This window comes from Orrella sp. JC864, from assembly GCF_037026685.1.
Classification (GTDB): Bacteria; Pseudomonadota; Gammaproteobacteria; order Burkholderiales; family Burkholderiaceae_B; genus Orrella.
In genome coordinates, this window is record NZ_JBANET010000002.1 from 101,829 (window position 1) to 118,074 (window position 16,246).

The following is a 16,246-nucleotide window of genomic DNA, read 5'->3' on the forward strand; positions in this document are numbered from 1 at the left end:
AGCCTTATGACTACACGTTTTCCTGTCACGAACGACGATTTGGCGCGCAAAATCCTGACGGTCGCGCAGCTGAACCAGGCTGTGGGCCAGATCCTGGAGGCGAGCTTTCCGCTGGTCTGGGTCACCGGCGAGATTTCCAATTTCACCCAGGCCGCCTCGGGCCATTGGTACTTCACCCTCAAGGACCGCCAGGCCGCCGTGCGCGCGGTCATGTTCCGCAGCCGCAGCCAGGCGCTGGGCTTCTCGCCCCGGGCGGGCGACAAGGTGGACATCCACGCCCGCGTCGGGCTGTACGAGCCCAGGGGCGATTTCCAGCTGCAGGTCGAGGCCATGCGTCCCGCGGGGCAGGGCAATCTCTACGAGGCCTTCGTGCGCCTGAAGGAAAAACTGGCCGCCCAGGGGCTGTTCGACGCACAGCGCAAGCGCGTGCCCCCGGCCCTGCCGCGCGCCGTGGGCGTGGTGACTTCCCTGCAGGCGGCAGCCTTGCGCGACGTGCTCACGGCCTTGCGCCGGCGCGCGCCGCACGTGCCGGTGGTGATCTACCCTGCGCCGGTGCAGGGCGCCGAGGCCGCGCCGCGGCTGGTGCAGGCCATCGAGGCGGCCAATGCCCGCCGGGAAGTGGACACGCTGCTGCTGGTGCGCGGCGGCGGCAGCATGGAAGACCTCTGGAGCTTCAACGACGAGGCGCTGGCCTATGCCATCCTGGACAGCGCCATCCCGGTGATCTGCGGCGTGGGGCACGAAACCGATTTCACCATTGCCGACTTTGTCGCCGACCTGCGCGCGCCCACACCCACGGCCGCCGCCGAGCTGGCCGCCTTGCCCCGGGCCGACTGGCTGGCGCGGCTGGCGCGGCTGGACCAGGCGCTGGCGCGCGCCCAGGCGCGCCGGCTCGAACGCGCCGCCCAGCGCCTGGACCGCGCCTGCGCGCAGCTGGTATCGCCGGCGCAGCGGCTGGCGCAAAGACGCGAGCGGCTGGCCGGCCTGACGCACCGGCTGGGCAGCGCCATGCAGCGGCCCTTGGCCCGGCAGCAGGGGCGGCTGGCGCTGCTGCGCACCCGGCTGCTGCACCGCGGCCCCGACCCGCGGCGCGCGCAGGAGCAGCTGGCGCGCGCCCAGGCCGCCATGAGCCGCGCGGCGCGGCGCTCGCTCGGGCAGCGCGCCCTGGCGCTCGCTTCCCTGCAAGCCCGGCTGCGCGCCCTGGATCCGGGCCAGACCTTGGCGCGCGGCTACGCCATCGCGCGCGACGAGCAGGGCGCCATCGTGCGCCAGGCCGGGACGCTGGCGGCGGGCCAGGCGCTGCACCTGGAGTTCGCGCAAGGCAGCGCGCAAGTCCAGGTCCGCCGCACGCAGGCCGGCGGCGGACGCTGACGCGGCCGGTTCAGGGCAGGCCGCGCAGGCGCATGCCGGCCTTGATGCCGCGCTGCTCGAACCAGCCCTGTTCCATCTCCAGGGCAAACCGCACCGGCTGCGCCGAGCAATGGGAGTTTTCGGTCAGGGGCGCCATGTCGGCGATGTTCACGACCATGCCGTCGTCGGCCAGAAAGGCGATGGACAGCGGCACCAGCGTGTTGCGCATCCAGAAGCACTGTGTCGATGCACGCTCGAAGACGAACAGCATGCCGTGGTTCGGCGCCAGCGACTGGCGGAACATCAGGCCGGTGCGGCGGGTCTCTTCGCGGTCGGCAACCTCGGCCTGGATCCGGTGCATGCCGGCGGTCAGCTCGATGGTGGGAAGGGTAGGGGCGGCCAGCGCGGCGGCCGTGCACAAGCCGGCGAGCAGGGCGGCGGCGTTGCGGAGGAACCTGCTAGAGAGCATGGCGGTGGGCCGGGACGCGGGGCCGCGTCCCGGATGCGGGAGTCAAGCAGCCGTAATATTAAGCGCTTGCTTGCCCTTGGGGCCTTGGATCACCTCGAACGCGACTTTCTGGCCTTCCTTGAGCGTCTTGAAGCCGTTCATCTGGATGGACGAGAAATGCGCGAACAGGTCTTCCCCCCCGTCGTCGGGCGTGATGAAACCAAAGCCCTTGGCGTCATTGAACCACTTGACGATGCCGGTGGATTTCGGCGTTTCCCCTGTGCTGGGCGTAGCGGTTGTATCGGACATGCGGACTGCCTCGCATCTTTGTATGTTTGATTCGCTATCCGGCGCCCGCCGGCAAGCTCCTTTGCGCGCGCCACATGTATCCATGCGTGACGCCCGTAAGTCACCGATAATGCGCGGATTTCCGAGAAAGCGTCAAGTAAGGACTATCCATAGGGGGCTGGGCAAGGCCGGGCCTGCTTCTTAGAATATTCGGATCATGAGCACGAGACACGATACCCAGCACGATCTGGTCGTCGACCCCGAGGTCGCGCCGCCCGAGCCGCCGCCCATGTACCAGGTGGTGCTGCTCAACGACGATTACACGCCCATGGAGTTCGTCGTGAAGGTGCTGCAGAAATTTTTCGGCAAGAATGCCGAACAGGCCACCCGTATCATGCTGCAGGTGCACCACGAGGGCCGGGGCGTGTGCGGCGTCTACCCGCGCGATATCGCTTCGACCCGCATCGCGCTGGTCAGCCAGTACGCGCAGGCGCGCCAGCACCCCTTGCAGTGCATCATGGAGCCGGCCTAGCCCCGTTCACGCCGATATCCGCGCTGTGGCCGGCAGCAGCCGCGGCCCTTGCAATCGGCCCGCCTGGCGCCATATTGAAGGCATGCGGGGCGGGCCAGGCGCCCTTGTTACAGAATTTCGCCGCCCCCCGCCGTCCTGCGGGCGGGGCGTTCCTTCCTGTTCCCTCCTGTTTGTCCCTGGATACCTGGCGACACAGCAGCCCCCCGCGTTCGGGCGTATGCTGGTTGCAGCGCGGTGGCGACAGCGGCCGGCGCGCCAGCGGTTGCCAGGCCGCCGCCGGACGGGCCGGGAACTCGGCGCCTGCCGGACGGTCCCGTCATGGCAGGCATGCGGGGCCGCGGCCGCCCGGCGCCGGCCACGTGTTGCGGCCGTGACGACAGGCGGGGCCGCGGGCGGGGCCAAGTTGCCAAATCGCTGGCGTTGTGCCGCGAACGGCATAGAATATCTCTCACTGAAGTAGGTTATGTCCGCTTCGATGAAGACGGAGGAAGCGTGATTTCCCAAGAGCTTGAAGTCAGTCTGCACATGGCGTTCGTCGAGGCCCGCTCGGCCCGCCACGAATTCATCACGGTCGAGCACCTGTTGCTGTCGTTGCTGGACAACGCCTCGGCGGCCGAGGTCTTGCGTGCCTGCGCCGCCAACCTGGACGAGCTGCGCCGCAACCTGCGCCAGTTCGTGACCGAGAACACGCCGGTCATCCCCAGCGGCGCCGAGGTCGACACGCAGCCCACGCTGGGCTTTCAGCGCGTGATCCAGCGCGCCATCATGCATGTTTCTTCCGGCGGCGCCAGCAAGAAGCCCGTCACCGGCGCCAACGTCCTGGTGGCCATCTTCGGCGAGAAGGATTCGCACGCCGTCTATTACCTGCAGCAGCAGGGCGTGACCCGGCTGGACGTGGTCAACTTCCTGTCGCATGGCATCACCAAGCAGACGCAGGTCGAGAGCAACACCACGCCCAAGGAGCCGCCCCCGCCCGAAGAGCCGGGCGAAAGCCGCCAGTCGGCGCTGGACCAGTACGCGCAGGACCTGAACGCCGCCGCCTTGTCGGGCCGCATCGATCCGCTCATCGGGCGCGACCAGGAAGTCGAGCGCGTCATCCAGGTGCTGTGCCGGCGCCGCAAGAACAACCCGCTGCTGGTGGGCGAGGCCGGCGTGGGCAAGACCGCCATCGCCGAAGGCCTGGCCTGGCGCATCACCCGCGGCGACGTGCCCGAGATCCTGGCCGAGGCGCAGGTCTATGCGCTGGACATCGGCGCGCTGCTGGCCGGCACCAAGTACCGCGGCGACTTCGAGCAGCGCCTGAAGGCCGTGCTCAAGCAGTTGCGCGCCAATCCCAACGCGGTGCTGTTCATCGACGAGATCCACACGCTGATCGGGGCCGGCTCGGCCTCGGGCGGCACGCTGGACGCATCCAACCTGCTCAAGCCGGCGCTGTCCTCGGGCCAGCTCAAGTGCATCGGCGCGACCACCTATACCGAATACCGCGGCGTGTTCGAGAAGGATTCGGCGCTCTCGCGCCGCTTCCAGAAGGTGGACGTGGCCGAGCCCAGCGTCGAGCAGACCATCCAGATCCTGCGCGGCCTGAAGGCCCGCTTCGAGACCCACCACAGCGTGCGCTACTCGGCGGCCGCGCTGACGGCGGCGGCCGAGCTGTCGGCGCGCCACATCACCGACCGCCATCTGCCGGACAAGGCCATCGACGTGATCGACGAGGCCGGCGCGGCGCAGCGCCTGCTGCCGCGCTCGCGGCAAAAGAAGGTCATCGGCAAGGGCGAGATCGAAAGCATCGTCGCCAAGATCGCCCGCATCCCGCCGCAATCGGTCTCCACCGACGACCGCAACCGCCTGGCCACGCTCGAGCGCGACCTCAAGACGGTGGTGTTCGGCCAGGATCCGGCCATCGAGGCGCTGGCCTCGGCGATCAAGATGGCCCGCTCGGGCCTGGGCAAGCCCGAGCGCCCGATCGGCTCCTTCCTGTTCTCCGGCCCGACCGGCGTGGGCAAGACCGAAGTGGCGCGCCAGCTGGCCTTCACGCTGGGGGTCGAGCTGCTGCGCTTTGACATGTCCGAATACATGGAGCGCCATGCGGTCTCGCGGCTGATCGGCGCGCCGCCGGGCTATGTCGGCTTCGACCAGGGCGGCCTGCTCACCGAGGCGGTGGCCAAGCAGCCCCATTGCGTGCTGCTGCTCGACGAGATCGAGAAGGCGCATCCGGACGTGTTCAACATCCTGCTGCAGGTGATGGACCACGGCACGCTCACCGACAACAACGGCCGCAAGACCGACCTGCGCAACGTCATCCTCATCATGACGACCAACGCGGGCGCCGAGGCCTTGAGCAAGCCTTCCATCGGCTTTGCCAACTCGCGCAGCACGGGCGACGAGATGGCCGAGATCCGGCGCATGTTCACTCCCGAGTTCCGCAACCGGCTCGATGCGATCATCTCTTTTGCGCCGCTCAGCCGCGAGGTCATCCTGCGCGTGGTGGACAAGTTCCTCATGCAGCTGGAAGACCAGCTGCACGAGAAGCGCGTGGAAGCTTCGTTCTCCGATGCGCTGCGCGAGCACCTGGCCAAGAAGGGCTTCGATCCCCTGATGGGCGCGCGTCCCATGCAGCGCCTGATCCAGGACACCATCCGGCGCGCCCTGGCCGACGAGCTGCTGTTCGGCAAGCTGGTCGACGGCGGCTCGGTGGCGGTGGACATCGACGAGAACGAGGCCATCCAGCTCACGTACGGCGAAGGTTCGGGCAAGTCCAAGGACAAGGACCGGCGGCAGGAAGTCGAACTGGTCGACTGATGCGGGCCGCCGACAGCGGGCAGGACGGATCGCCGGCGGACAAGCTTGCGCGCCGGCATGCTTTCCATGTCGAGCGGGTGGCCTGCGACCGTTGCGGCGCCATCTACGGGCCGTTCAAGCTGGCCGTCGACGAGACGGCCAGCTGTCCCTTGTGCCGCGCCGAACTCTGCAAGCACGACAACTTCCCGGTGCAGACCTGGCTGGCCCTGTCGCTGGCCGGGCTGATGGTGTTCGTGCTGGCCAACCTGTATCCGGTGGCCGTCATGCGGGTGTCGGGCATGGCGCGCAGCGCCACCTTGCTGCAGGCCGTGGGCGTGACCTGGCGCCAGGGCTACGAGGCGGTGGCGCTGATGTCGCTGCTGGCCGGGTTCGTGCTGCCCTTCATGCTGCTGGCCGCCACCTTGTGGGTGCTCATCCCCTTGTCGCAGAATCGCCTGGCGCCGGGCTTTGTCCTGGCCACGCGCTTCATCCATGCGGTCTCTCCCTGGTGCATGGTGCAGGTATTTTTGCTGGGCGCGCTGGTGGCGGTCATCAAGCTGGCCGACATGGCCGCCATCCAGGCCGGCGCCGGGCTTTACGCCTTTGCCGCGCTGATGGTGCTGCTGACCCTGTTGCGGCGCATCGACGCACGCGTGCTGTGGAGGCATGCGCACGACCAGGGGCTGGTGGCCCACCCAGAGCCGCATGCGGGCGAGGGCGAGGCGCTGACCGGCTGCGCGGTCTGCGGCCTGGTGCAGGCAGTGCCGGTGGGCGAGAAGGCGGTGGGCTGCCTGCGCTGCCGCGCGCCGGTGCGCTTTCGCAAGCCCGACCACGTCGGGCGCACCTGGGCGCTGATCGCGGCCGCGGCCATTCTCTACGTGCCGGCCAACCTGCTGCCGGTCATGCACGTCACCACGCTGTTCGGCGGCACCACCACCCATACCATCATGGGCGGGGTGGTGGACCTGTGGCGGGCCGGCTCGATGGACGTGGCCGTCATCGTCTTCATCGCCAGCGTGGTGGTGCCCTTGACCAAGCTGCTGGCGCTGGCTGCGCTGCTGGTCGCCGCCCAGCGCGACAGCACCGAAAACCTGCGGGCCCGCACGCGGCTCTACGAAACCGTCGAATTCATCGGCCAATGGTCCATGCTGGACGTTTTTGTGGTGGTGCTGCTCTCGGCGCTGGCCGACTTTCCGGGGCTGTCGCAGATCCACGCCGGCTCGGGGGCGGCCGCGTTCGGGCTGGTGGTGCTGCTGACCATGCTGGCGGCCATGAGCTACGATCCGAGGCGTGCCTGGGACGCCGCCGTGGACGAACTGGACCTGGGCTCGCAATCCGCCGCGCCGCGCGGCATTGGACACAAGGAAGCGCTCGATGGCCGAACATGATCCGCCCGCGGCTGGCGATGCCCAGGCAGGCGCCGCTGCGCCCGCCCCGCGCGGCAACGGCCCCACGGTGAACCGCCGGCGCAGCTCGCGCATCTCGTGGGTCTGGGTGGTGCCCCTGGTGGCCGCCCTGGTCGGCCTGTCGATGGTGGTGCGTACCTGGCTGCAGACCGGCCCGGAAATCACCATCAGCTTCCAGACCGCCGAAGGACTGGAAATCGGCAAGACGCAGGTGCGCTACAAGGACGTGGTGATCGGCACCGTCTCGAACATCCAGCTCAGCGAGGACCGCTCCAAGGTGCTGGTGCGGGCCCAGCTCACGCGCGATGCCGCCAGCCTGGCCCGCGAGGGCACCCGGTTCTGGGTGGTGCGCCCGCGCCTGGGCGTGAGCGGCGTGTCCGGGCTGGGCACGCTGCTGTCGGGCGCCTACATCGGCATGGACGTGAGCACGCCCGAGGAAGGGGCCGAGACGGTGACCGAATTCGTCGGCCTGGAGACGCCGCCCGAAGTCACCAGCGACCGCCCGGGCACCCGCTACACCCTGCAGGCCGACAACCTGGGGTCGCTGGACATCGGCTCGCCCGTCTATTACCGCCAGATCCAGGTCGGCCGCGTCATCGGCTACCAGCTGGACGAAAGCGGCCGGGCGGTGAACCTGCAGGTTTTTGTGGACGCGCCCAACGATGCCTTCGTCACCGAAGGCACGCGCTTTTGGAACGCCAGCGGGATCGACCTGTCGCTGAACGCGGCCGGGCTGAGCCTGCGCACCCAGTCGCTGATCTCGCTGGCCGCCGGCGGCGTGGCCTTCGAGACCATCACGCCAAGCCGGCAGGGGCGGGCGGCGCCCAATAGCAAGTTCAAGCTGTACGAGGACGAGTCCTCGGCCCGCGCCGAGCCCGATGGCGCGCCCCTGCGCGTGCGCATGCGCTTTGACCAATCCGTGCGCGGGCTGGCGCCCGAGGCGCCGGTGGACTTTCGCGGCATAGACATCGGCCATGTGACGGCGGTCCGCCTGGGCTTCGATGCGCAGGCCAAGCGTTTCTACGCGCAGGTCGACGCCGACCTCTATCCCCAGCGGCTGGGGCCGGTGTACGAGGAAATGCGCCAGCGCGACCCGGGACGCTCGCCCGGGCAGGTGCTGGCGCCGATGGTGCGCAACGGCTTGCGCGCTCAGCTGCGCACGGGCAACCTGCTGACCGGGCAGCTTTACGTGGCGCTGGACTTCTTTCCCCGCGCCGCGCCGCATGAGGACTTCGATCCCACCACCGAGCCGCTGGCCCTGCCCACCATGCGCGGCAATTTCGACCAGTTGCAGCAACAGCTGAGCAACATCGTCGAGAAGATCGAGCAGGTGCCTTTCGACAAGATCGGCCAGGACCTGCGCGCCACCCTGCAGAACACCAACCGCCTGCTGGCGCGCCTGGACAAGGAGCTGGCCCCCGAGATGAAGGCCACGCTCAGGCAGGCGCGCGAGTCCCTGGCCGAGGTCGACAACCTGCTGTCGGCCGACTCGTCCATGCCGGTCAACCTGGACCGCGCCCTGCAGGAGCTCACGCGCGCGGCCCGGTCGCTGCGGATCCTGAGCGACAGCCTGCAGGCCAATCCCGAGATGCTTATACGCGGACGCGCATTCGACAACCTGCCTGGAGGCGGACCTTGAAGAACACCACCCGTATCCTGCGCCTGCTGCCCGGCGCGGCCGTGCTGGCCCTGGCCGCCTGCGCCTCGGACCCCGTGAGCTACTACACGCTGACGCCGGCCCAGGGCGAGGCCGCCGGCGCCCAGCCGTTCGCCGGCCAGCCGCTGATCGAGGTGCTGGCCGTCAACGTGCCGCCGCAGATCGACCTGCCGCAGCTGGTGGTGCGGACCGGGGCGGGCCAGGTCCGCTCGCTGGACGGCCACCGCTGGGTCGGGCCGCTGCCCGACGAGTTCCGGGGCGCCCTGTCGCAGGCCCTGTCGGCGCGCCTGGGCGTGCCCGCGGTCCAGGGCCTGCGGGCGCAGGCCGACGCCCCGGTGTGGCGGATACTGGTGGATGTGCAGCGTTTCGAGACGGTGGCCGGCGAATCCGTCGAGCTCGATGCCGTCTGGCGCGCCCGGCTGGCGCCGGACGGGCTGGCGACCCCGGTGTGCCGCAGCCGCCTGCGGCACGGGGTGGGCCCGGGCACCGCGGCCGCTGTGCAGGGGCATCAGCAAAACATCCAGGCGCTGGCCGGCGCCATTGCGCAGATCCTGGCCGGGCCGCCGGGCAGCCGGCCGCGCTGCCCCGACTGAGCTTCCGTCGTAAAGGTGCAACCGTTATTAAATTTAGGGTAAACCCCTATCATTGTCGGTAGCACCGCCTGTCATAATCCGTAAAGGATACGGGGGCGCCAGCCCCTTTTTGCCACCGGGCTGCCCGGGCGCAACCGGCCCCGTTCGGGGCCGGCAAGCCGAAGGCGCGGCGCGGGAACATTTTTTCAAGGCGGAACATGACATGGCCAGTACCACGCTGGGAGTGAAGGTCGACGAGGCATTGCGCGCCAGGCTGCGCGCGGCGGCGGAGCAGCTGGGGCGCACGCCCCACTGGTTCATCAAGCAGGCGGTGCTGGCCTACCTGGAACAGGTCGAGCAGGGCCGCGTGCCGGCCGAGCTGGCGCACCTGTCCCGCACCGAGGTGCAACCCGATGAGCCGCCCACCGAAGCGGAAGCGCCGGCCCAGCCGCAGCCCTTCCTGGAGTTCGCCCAGAGCGTGGCGCCGCAGTCGGTGCTGCGCGCGGCCATCACCGCGGCCTATCGCCGTCCCGAGCAGGAGTGCGTGCCGCTGCTGATCGGCCAGGCGCGGGCCGCCCAGAGCGAGCGCGCCCAGGCCCTGGCGGCCAAGCTGGTGCACGCCCTGCGCGGCAAGCGCTGCGGCGGCGGGGTCGAGGCCCTGATCCAGGAGTTCTCGCTCTCCAGCCAGGAGGGCGTGGCGCTGATGTGCCTGGCCGAAGCCCTGTTGCGCATCCCCGACCGCGCCACGCGCGATGCGCTGATCCGCGACAAGATCAGCCGGGGCGACTGGCATGCCCATGTGGGCCATTCCTCGTCGATGTTCGTCAATGCGGCGGCCTGGGGCCTGCTGCTGACGGGCAAGCTGGTCTCGACCAGCAGCGAGCAGTCGCTCTCGCGCGCCATCACCCGCCTGATCGGCAAGGGCGGCGAGCCGCTGATCCGCAAGGGCGTGGACATGGCCATGCGCATGATGGGCGAGCAGTTCGTCACCGGCGAGACCATTTCCGAGGCGCTGGCCAACAGCCGCAAGTACGAAGCCAAGGGGTTCCGTTATTCCTACGACATGCTGGGCGAGGCGGCCACCACCGCCGAGGACGCCCAGCGCTATTACGACGCCTACGTGCAGGCCATCCATGCCATCGGCAAGGCCTCGCACGGGCGCGGCATCTACGAAGGGCCTGGCATCTCGATCAAGCTCAGCGCGCTGCATCCGCGCTACAGCCGCGCCCAGCACGAGCGCGTCATGACCGAGCTGTTGCCGCGCGTGGCCGCGCTGGCGCGCCTGGCCCGGCGCTACGATATCGGCCTGAACATCGACGCCGAGGAGGCCGACCGGCTCGAGATTTCGCTGGACCTGCTCGAGGCCCTGTGCAGCGACGCCGAACTGGAGGGCTGGAACGGCATCGGCTTTGTCATCCAGGCCTACCAGAAGCGCGCGCCCTATGTCATCGACTACGTGATCGACCTGGCGCGCCGCACCCGGCACCGGCTGATGGTGCGCCTGGTCAAGGGCGCCTATTGGGACAGCGAGATCAAGCGGGCCCAGCAGGAGGGCCTGGAAGGCTATCCGGTATACACCCGCAAGATCTACACCGACGTCTCGTACCTGGCCTGCGCGCGCAAGCTGCTGGCCGCGCCCGAGGCCGTGTTCCCGCAGTTCGCCACCCATAACGCGCAGACGCTGGCGGCCATCTATGTGATGGCCGGGCAGAACTACTACCCCGGCCAGTACGAGTTCCAATGCCTGCACGGCATGGGCGAGCCCTTGTACGAGGAAGTGACCGGCCCGGTTTCGCAGGGCAAGCTCAACCGGCCCTGCCGCGTCTATGCGCCGGTGGGCACGCACGAGACGCTGCTGGCCTACCTGGTGCGGCGCCTGCTGGAGAACGGCGCCAACACCTCCTTCGTCAACCTGATCGGCGACGAGGACGTCAAGGTCGAGGACCTGGTGGCCGATCCGGTCGAGCGGGCCGCGCGCGTGCAGCCGCTGGGCGCGCCCCACGAGAAGATCCCGCTGCCGCGCGATCTCTACGAATCGGCCGGCGAGAAGCGCGCCAATTCGGCGGGGCTGGACTTGTCCAACGAACAGCGGCTGGCCTCGCTGTCCTCGGCGCTCTTGGCCAGCGCGGCCACCCAATGGCGCGCCGAGCCCATGCTCGATGAGGACGGCCGGACATATCCCGCCGAGCGCGCGCAGCCGGTGCGCAATCCGGCCGACCATCGCGACGTGGTGGGACAGGTGGTCCAGGCCGACGCCCAGGACGTGGAGCAAGCCTTGCGGGCGGCCAGCCGCGCCGCGCCGATCTGGCAATCCACGCCGGTGGCCGAGCGGGCGCTTTGCCTGCGCCGCGCCGCGCAGATGCTCGAGGAGCAGATGCAGCCGCTGCTGGGGCTGATCGTGCGCGAGGCCGGCAAGTCCCTGCCCAACGCCATCGCCGAAGTGCGCGAAGCGGTCGATTTCCTGCGCTATTACGCCCTGCAGATCGAGCGCGATTTCTCCAACGACACCCATCGCCCGCTGGGACCGGTGCTGTGCATCAGCCCCTGGAATTTCCCGCTGGCCATTTTCACCGGCCAGGTCGCGGCCGCGCTGGCCGCCGGCAACACGGTGCTGGCCAAGCCGGCCGAGCAGACGCCGCTGATCGCGGCGCAAGCCGTGGCCATCCTGCACGCCTGCGGCGTGCCGCGCGGGGCGGTGCAATTGCTGCCCGGCCGCGGCGAGACCGTCGGCGCGCAGCTGGTCGCCGATGTGCGGGTGCGCGCCGTGATGTTCACCGGTTCCACCGAAGTGGCGCGCCTGATCGCGCGCCAGCTGGCCGAGCGGCTGGACGACGAGGGCCATCCCATTCCGCTGATCGCCGAGACCGGCGGACAGAACGCCATGGTGGTCGACTCCTCGGCCCTGGCCGAGCAGGTGGTGTTCGACGTGCTGGCCTCGGCCTTCGATTCGGCCGGCCAGCGCTGCTCGGCGCTGCGCGTGCTGTGCCTGCAGGAAGAGGCGGCCGAGCGCACGCTGCAGATGCTGCGCGGCGCGCTGCGCGAGCTGTCGGTCGGCAATCCCGACCGGCTTTCCACGGACGTGGGGCCGGTGATCGACGCCGAAGCCAAGGAAACCATCGAGCGGCATGTCCAGCGCCTGCACGGCGCCGGCTGCAAGGTCGAGCAGGTCGAGCTGCCGGCCGAATGCCGGCTGGGCACCTTCGTGGCGCCCACGCTTATCGAGCTGGACAGCCTGCAGGCGCTCGAACGCGAGGTCTTCGGCCCCGTGCTGCACGTGATCCGCTACAAGCGCGAGGAACTGGACGGCCTGATCGACCAGATCAACGCCACCGGCTATGGCCTGACCTTCGGCGTGCATACGCGCATCGACGAGACCATCGCGCAGGTCACCAGCCGGGTGCATGCCGGCAACCTCTACGTCAACCGCAACGTCATCGGCGCGGTGGTGGGCGTGCAGCCCTTCGGCGGCGAAGGCTTGTCGGGCACCGGCCCCAAGGCAGGCGGCCCGCTGTATCTGTTGCGCCTGCTGGCCAAGCGCCCGGCCGGGCTGCCGCCCATCAAGGGCCTGGGCACGCAGCCGCCCTGGACCGTGGCGCTGCCCGGGCCTACCGGCGAGGCCAACACCTGGACGCTGCTGCCGCGCGGCACGGTGCTGTGCGTGGCAGGCACGCCGCTGGGCGCGCAAGCCCAGATGCAGGCCGTCCAGGCCAGCGGCAACCGCGCGCTGTTCCTGGATACGCCGGCGGCCCGCCAGTTCGCGCAGGGGCTGGGCGAGCCGCCCGCGTTCATCGGCGATGCGCAGATCGAGACGGCGCAATACCATGCGGTGCTGTTCGAGGGCGATGGCGATGCCTTGCTCGCGCTCAATCGCCGGGTGGCCGCCCGCGAGGGCGCGGTGGTCTCGGTGCAGGGGCTCAGCGCCGCGGCGCTGGAGGCCGGCGAGCGCTATGTCATGGAGCGCCTGCTGGCCGAGCGCTCGCTCAGCGTCAACACGGCGGCCGCGGGCGGCAATGCCAGCCTGATGACCATCGGCTAGCGGCAGCCCAGCGCCTGCCCGGTGTCGGCGCCGGCCGCCGGGCAGGGCGATTGCGCCAGGCGCTGGCCGTTGATCTTGATGGGGTTGGCCAAAAGGCGCAGCCCCGGGCGCGCGGGATGGTCCATCGTGCCGATCATGGCGCTTTCCTGCAGGAAGGGATTGTCCAGCGCCTGGCCGATGTCCAGCACCGGTGCGATGGGCAGGACCCCGCCCAGCGTGCGCATCCAGTAGTCCGTATCGTGCCGGCGGAAGTCGGCATCGAGCAGCTCGGTCAGCGCCGCCCGGTGGGCGGTGCGCGAGGCCGCTTCGGCAAAGCGCGGGTCGCGGCCGATGTCCGGGTTGTCCAGCCGCTGGACCAGCGCCTGCCAGAACCGGTCGGTCATGCACATGATGAATATCCAGCCGTCCCGGGTCGGGAAGGTCTGCACCGGCGTGACGGCGAAATGCGAGCTGCGCGTCTGGCGCGTGGCCTTGTGCCCTTCGTTCAGGTACCAGGTGGCCGAATAGCCGAGCTGGTGCAGCGCCACGTCGAACAGGCAGGTGTCCACGTCGCAGCCGATGCCTGTGCTGCGGGCCTGGATGATGCCCGATAGCAGCCCCACCATGGCCGTCAGTCCCGTGGCATGGTCGATGATGGAGGGCGCGCCCATGCGGGCGGGCGCGCGGTCCGGATCCCCGGTCAGGTCCATCAGGCCCGATTCGGCCTGCATCAGGTAGTCGTAGCCAGGCCAGGAAGCGCGCGAATTGTCGCGCCCGTACGCCGACAGGTGCAGGCATACGATGGACGGCTTGATGCGCGACAGGCTCGCATAGTCCAGGCCCGCCGGCGCGGCCTTGTCCCCGCGCAGGTTGTTCATCACAGCGTCGGCCCCGGCCACCAGGCGCTCCAGGCCCGCGCGGCCCTCGGGCGATTTCAGGTCCAGCGCGACGCTGCGCTTGTTGCTGTTCCACGTCTGGAAGTACTGGCTGTCGTTCTCGCCCAGGAAGTAGGGGCCGAGGTGGCGGGCCGGGTCGCCGCCCGCGGCCAGGTTCTCGATCTTGAGCACTTCGGCGCCCAGGTCGGCCAGGAACATCGAGCCATAGGGGGCCGCGCCGAACTGCTCGATCGAAACGATGCGAATGCCATTCAGGGGTTTCATCTTCGTCGCGCCTTGCGTCATTGGGGTTGTATGCCGGCGCGGCGCGCGACCTCGGCCCATTTCGCGGCCTCCTTGCGCACGTGCTCGGCCCAGGCCTGTCGGTCGGCGTCGTAGGTGATCATGCCGACCTCCTGGAACTTCCTTTCCACGGCATCGTCGGTGAGCACGGCGCGCACGTCGGCGGCGATTTTCTCGACGATCGCTTCGGGCGTGTTGCGCGGCACGATGATGCCGCCAAAGCCTTCGCCTTCGAAGCCCGGATAGCCGAGCTCGGCCACCGTCGGCACGTCCGGCAGCTGGGGCGCGCGCGAGGCGCCGGTCAAGGCCAGCGGCCGGATTTTTCCCGCCTGGATGTTGGGCAGGCTCGAAGCGATGCTGTCGATGCCCACGGTCACCTGTTTGCCCAGCAGGTTGGTCACCATCTGGGCGCTGCCCTGGAAAATGATGTTGAAAAGATCGATGCCAGCGGTGGTCTTGAACAGCTCGCCGGTCAGGTGCTGCGTGTTGCCCATGCCGGGCACGCCCCAGTTGATCTCGCCCGGCGCCTTGCGGGCGGCTTGCACCAGGTCATCCAGCGTCTTGTAGGGCGTGTCGGCGTTGGCCACGATCAGCAGCGGATTGCGAAACAGCGGCGTCACCAGCACGAAATCCTCGGTGGGTGAATACGAAAGTTTCTTGAACAGGGTGGGATTGACCACCAGCGCCGCGCTGGTGCCCAGGATGAGCGTGTAGCCGTCCGGCGCGGCGTCGCGTCCGGCCACCATGCCCGGGATGGCCGCGCCGCCCGGGCGGTTTTCCACGAAGACCGGCACGTTCCATTTTTTTGCCAGCCCGTCGGCGACGATGCGCGCGGCGATGTCGGTGGCCTGGCCGGCCGGCACGGGTACCAGCACGCGCACGGGCTTGTCGGGATAGGCGGCCTGGGCGCCGGCCGCGCCCAGGGCGAGCAGGCAGGCGCCCAGCAGGCGCGAAAGGGTGGTGGCGATACGCATGGCTTGTCTCCTGATGTCTGGTTTTATGTTCTAGGGATGTACGTGGGGGTTGTCCTTGCCCATCTTCAGCACGTTGGCGCGTGTGGCGCCATTGGCGCGGTGGCTGCGCACGTCGATATCCAGGCGCTGGCCGATCTCTTGCGCCGCGGCGATCACCGCCTCGGGGTCCAGCCCGGTGGCCACGCCCATTTCGTCGAGCAGCATCACCATGTCTTCCAGCGGGAAGTTGCCTACCGAGCCGATCGTGGTGGGCATGGCCATGCCCCCGCCGATGCCGCAGATGGCGCCTTCGAGCCAGTGCGCGCCCGCGTCCAGCGCGGCCACGATGTTGCCCGTGGCCATGCCCGAAAGGTTGTGCACGTGAAAGCCCAGCTCCAGGTCGGGATGCGCCTGGTAGAGCTTGGCGAAGAGGCGGCCGACGTGCGCGGGGTCTTCCATGCCGATCGAGCCGGCCAGGTAGATATGCCGCATGCCGGCCGCATGGAAGCGTCCGACCAGCTCGATCACTGCCTGGTCCGGCACGATGCCTTCGTAGGGGCACCAGAACGCCATGCCGATGGCCATGACGAACGCGATGCCGTTGGCCTGGGCGATCTCGAACGAGCGGATGTTGGCCGCCACGGCTTCGTCCACGCTCATGTTCTGGTTCTTGCGGGTATAGGTTTCGGTGGCGCAGATCAGGCCCAGCATTTCATCCACGCCCGCGTCCACCGCGCGCATCGCGCCGCGCACATTGGGGGCCTGGCCCCGGTAGACCGTGCCGGGGCGGCGCTGGATGCGGGCGAAGACCTCTTCGGCATCGCGCATGTTGGGCACGACCTTCGGGTGCGCGAAGCTGGCTACCTCGATGACCGGCAGCCCCAGCGCCGACAGGCGGTCGACCATCCAGACCTTGGTGTCGGTGTCTATCCATTTGGGCAGGCTTTGCAGTCCGTCGCGCGGGCCGACTTCGACGACTTTGATGCTTTGGGGGAGCTTAAGCATGGCTTTCCAGTGTGCGGATTGATTTGTTCGAACATTCGATTGTTTGAATAATAGGGAGGCGCCA

General features: G+C 69.1%; 11 protein-coding genes and 2 pseudogenes. 8 read left to right on the forward strand and 5 right to left on the reverse strand.

What is annotated here, in order from left to right:
• The first annotated feature begins 6 nt into the window (after window positions 1–6).
• On the forward strand, window positions 7–1,371 hold the full coding sequence (gene xseA, locus V8Z80_RS02285; RefSeq protein ID WP_336060860.1) for an exodeoxyribonuclease VII large subunit: 1,365 nt from the start codon (window positions 7–9) through the stop codon (window positions 1,369–1,371).
• A gap of 10 nt (window positions 1,372–1,381) precedes the next feature.
• Here the strand turns inward: xseA and V8Z80_RS02290 are convergent, their stop codons facing one another.
• Both V8Z80_RS02290 and V8Z80_RS02295 read right to left on the reverse strand, forming a co-directional pair.
• Window positions 1,382–1,819: a DUF192 domain-containing protein gene (locus V8Z80_RS02290; protein WP_155196492.1), complete on the reverse strand. Its 438-nt coding sequence runs from the start codon at window positions 1,817–1,819 to the stop codon at window positions 1,382–1,384.
• 42 nt (window positions 1,820–1,861) lie between these two features.
• Window positions 1,862–2,107 carry a cold-shock protein gene (locus V8Z80_RS02295; protein WP_155196493.1) on the reverse strand — a complete coding sequence of 82 codons (246 nt, stop codon included), beginning with the start codon at window positions 2,105–2,107 and terminating at the stop codon, window positions 1,862–1,864.
• A gap of 196 nt (window positions 2,108–2,303) precedes the next feature.
• Between V8Z80_RS02295 and clpS the strand changes: the two genes are divergently transcribed.
• The 7 genes and pseudogenes from clpS to V8Z80_RS20885 form a co-directional block, all read left to right on the forward strand.
• On the forward strand, window positions 2,304–2,618 hold the full coding sequence (gene clpS / locus V8Z80_RS02300) for an ATP-dependent Clp protease adapter ClpS (RefSeq protein ID WP_155196494.1): 315 nt from the start codon (window positions 2,304–2,306) through the stop codon (window positions 2,616–2,618).
• A 492-nt stretch (window positions 2,619–3,110) separates the two neighbouring features.
• On the forward strand, window positions 3,111–5,417 hold the full coding sequence (gene clpA, locus V8Z80_RS02305) for an ATP-dependent Clp protease ATP-binding subunit ClpA (protein WP_336060861.1): 2,307 nt from the start codon (window positions 3,111–3,113) through the stop codon (window positions 5,415–5,417).
• Window positions 5,417–6,784 carry a PqiA/YebS family transporter subunit gene (locus V8Z80_RS02310; RefSeq protein ID WP_336060862.1) on the forward strand — a complete coding sequence of 456 codons (1,368 nt, stop codon included), beginning with the start codon at window positions 5,417–5,419 and terminating at the stop codon, window positions 6,782–6,784. Before clpA ends, V8Z80_RS02310 begins: the two co-directional genes overlap by 1 nt.
• Window positions 6,771–8,441: a PqiB family protein gene (locus V8Z80_RS02315; protein ID WP_336060863.1), complete on the forward strand. Its 1,671-nt coding sequence runs from the start codon at window positions 6,771–6,773 to the stop codon at window positions 8,439–8,441. The genes V8Z80_RS02310 and V8Z80_RS02315 overlap by 14 nt, the downstream gene beginning before the upstream one ends.
• Complete coding sequence (locus tag V8Z80_RS02320; protein WP_336060864.1) at window positions 8,438–9,052, forward strand: PqiC family protein; 615 nt, start codon at window positions 8,438–8,440, stop codon at window positions 9,050–9,052. Before V8Z80_RS02315 ends, V8Z80_RS02320 begins: the two co-directional genes overlap by 4 nt.
• A 202-nt stretch (window positions 9,053–9,254) precedes the next feature.
• Window positions 9,255–12,765: pseudogene (gene putA / locus V8Z80_RS02325) on the forward strand (trifunctional transcriptional regulator/proline dehydrogenase/L-glutamate gamma-semialdehyde dehydrogenase); the annotation flags it as partial.
• An 83-nt stretch (window positions 12,766–12,848) separates the two neighbouring features.
• A pseudogene (locus V8Z80_RS20885) lies at window positions 12,849–13,067 on the forward strand (hypothetical protein); the annotation flags it as partial.
• Here the strand turns inward: V8Z80_RS20885 and V8Z80_RS02330 are convergent.
• The 3 genes from V8Z80_RS02330 to V8Z80_RS02340 are packed head-to-tail and all read right to left on the reverse strand — an operon-like array spanning window position 13,064 to window position 16,182.
• The gene (locus V8Z80_RS02330; RefSeq protein ID WP_155196499.1) at window positions 13,064–14,206 is read right to left on the reverse strand and encodes a CaiB/BaiF CoA transferase family protein; all 1,143 of its coding nucleotides are present in this window, start codon (window positions 14,204–14,206) and stop codon (window positions 13,064–13,066) included. The pseudogene V8Z80_RS20885 and the gene V8Z80_RS02330 sit on opposite strands and share 4 nt — an antisense overlap.
• A gap of 17 nt (window positions 14,207–14,223) precedes the next feature.
• Window positions 14,224–15,198: a Bug family tripartite tricarboxylate transporter substrate binding protein gene (locus tag V8Z80_RS02335; protein ID WP_155196500.1), complete on the reverse strand. Its 975-nt coding sequence runs from the start codon at window positions 15,196–15,198 to the stop codon at window positions 14,224–14,226.
• A gap of 30 nt (window positions 15,199–15,228) precedes the next feature.
• On the reverse strand, window positions 15,229–16,182 hold the full coding sequence (locus V8Z80_RS02340; RefSeq protein ID WP_155196501.1) for a hydroxymethylglutaryl-CoA lyase: 954 nt from the start codon (window positions 16,180–16,182) through the stop codon (window positions 15,229–15,231).
• Window positions 16,183–16,246 lie beyond the last annotated feature (64 nt).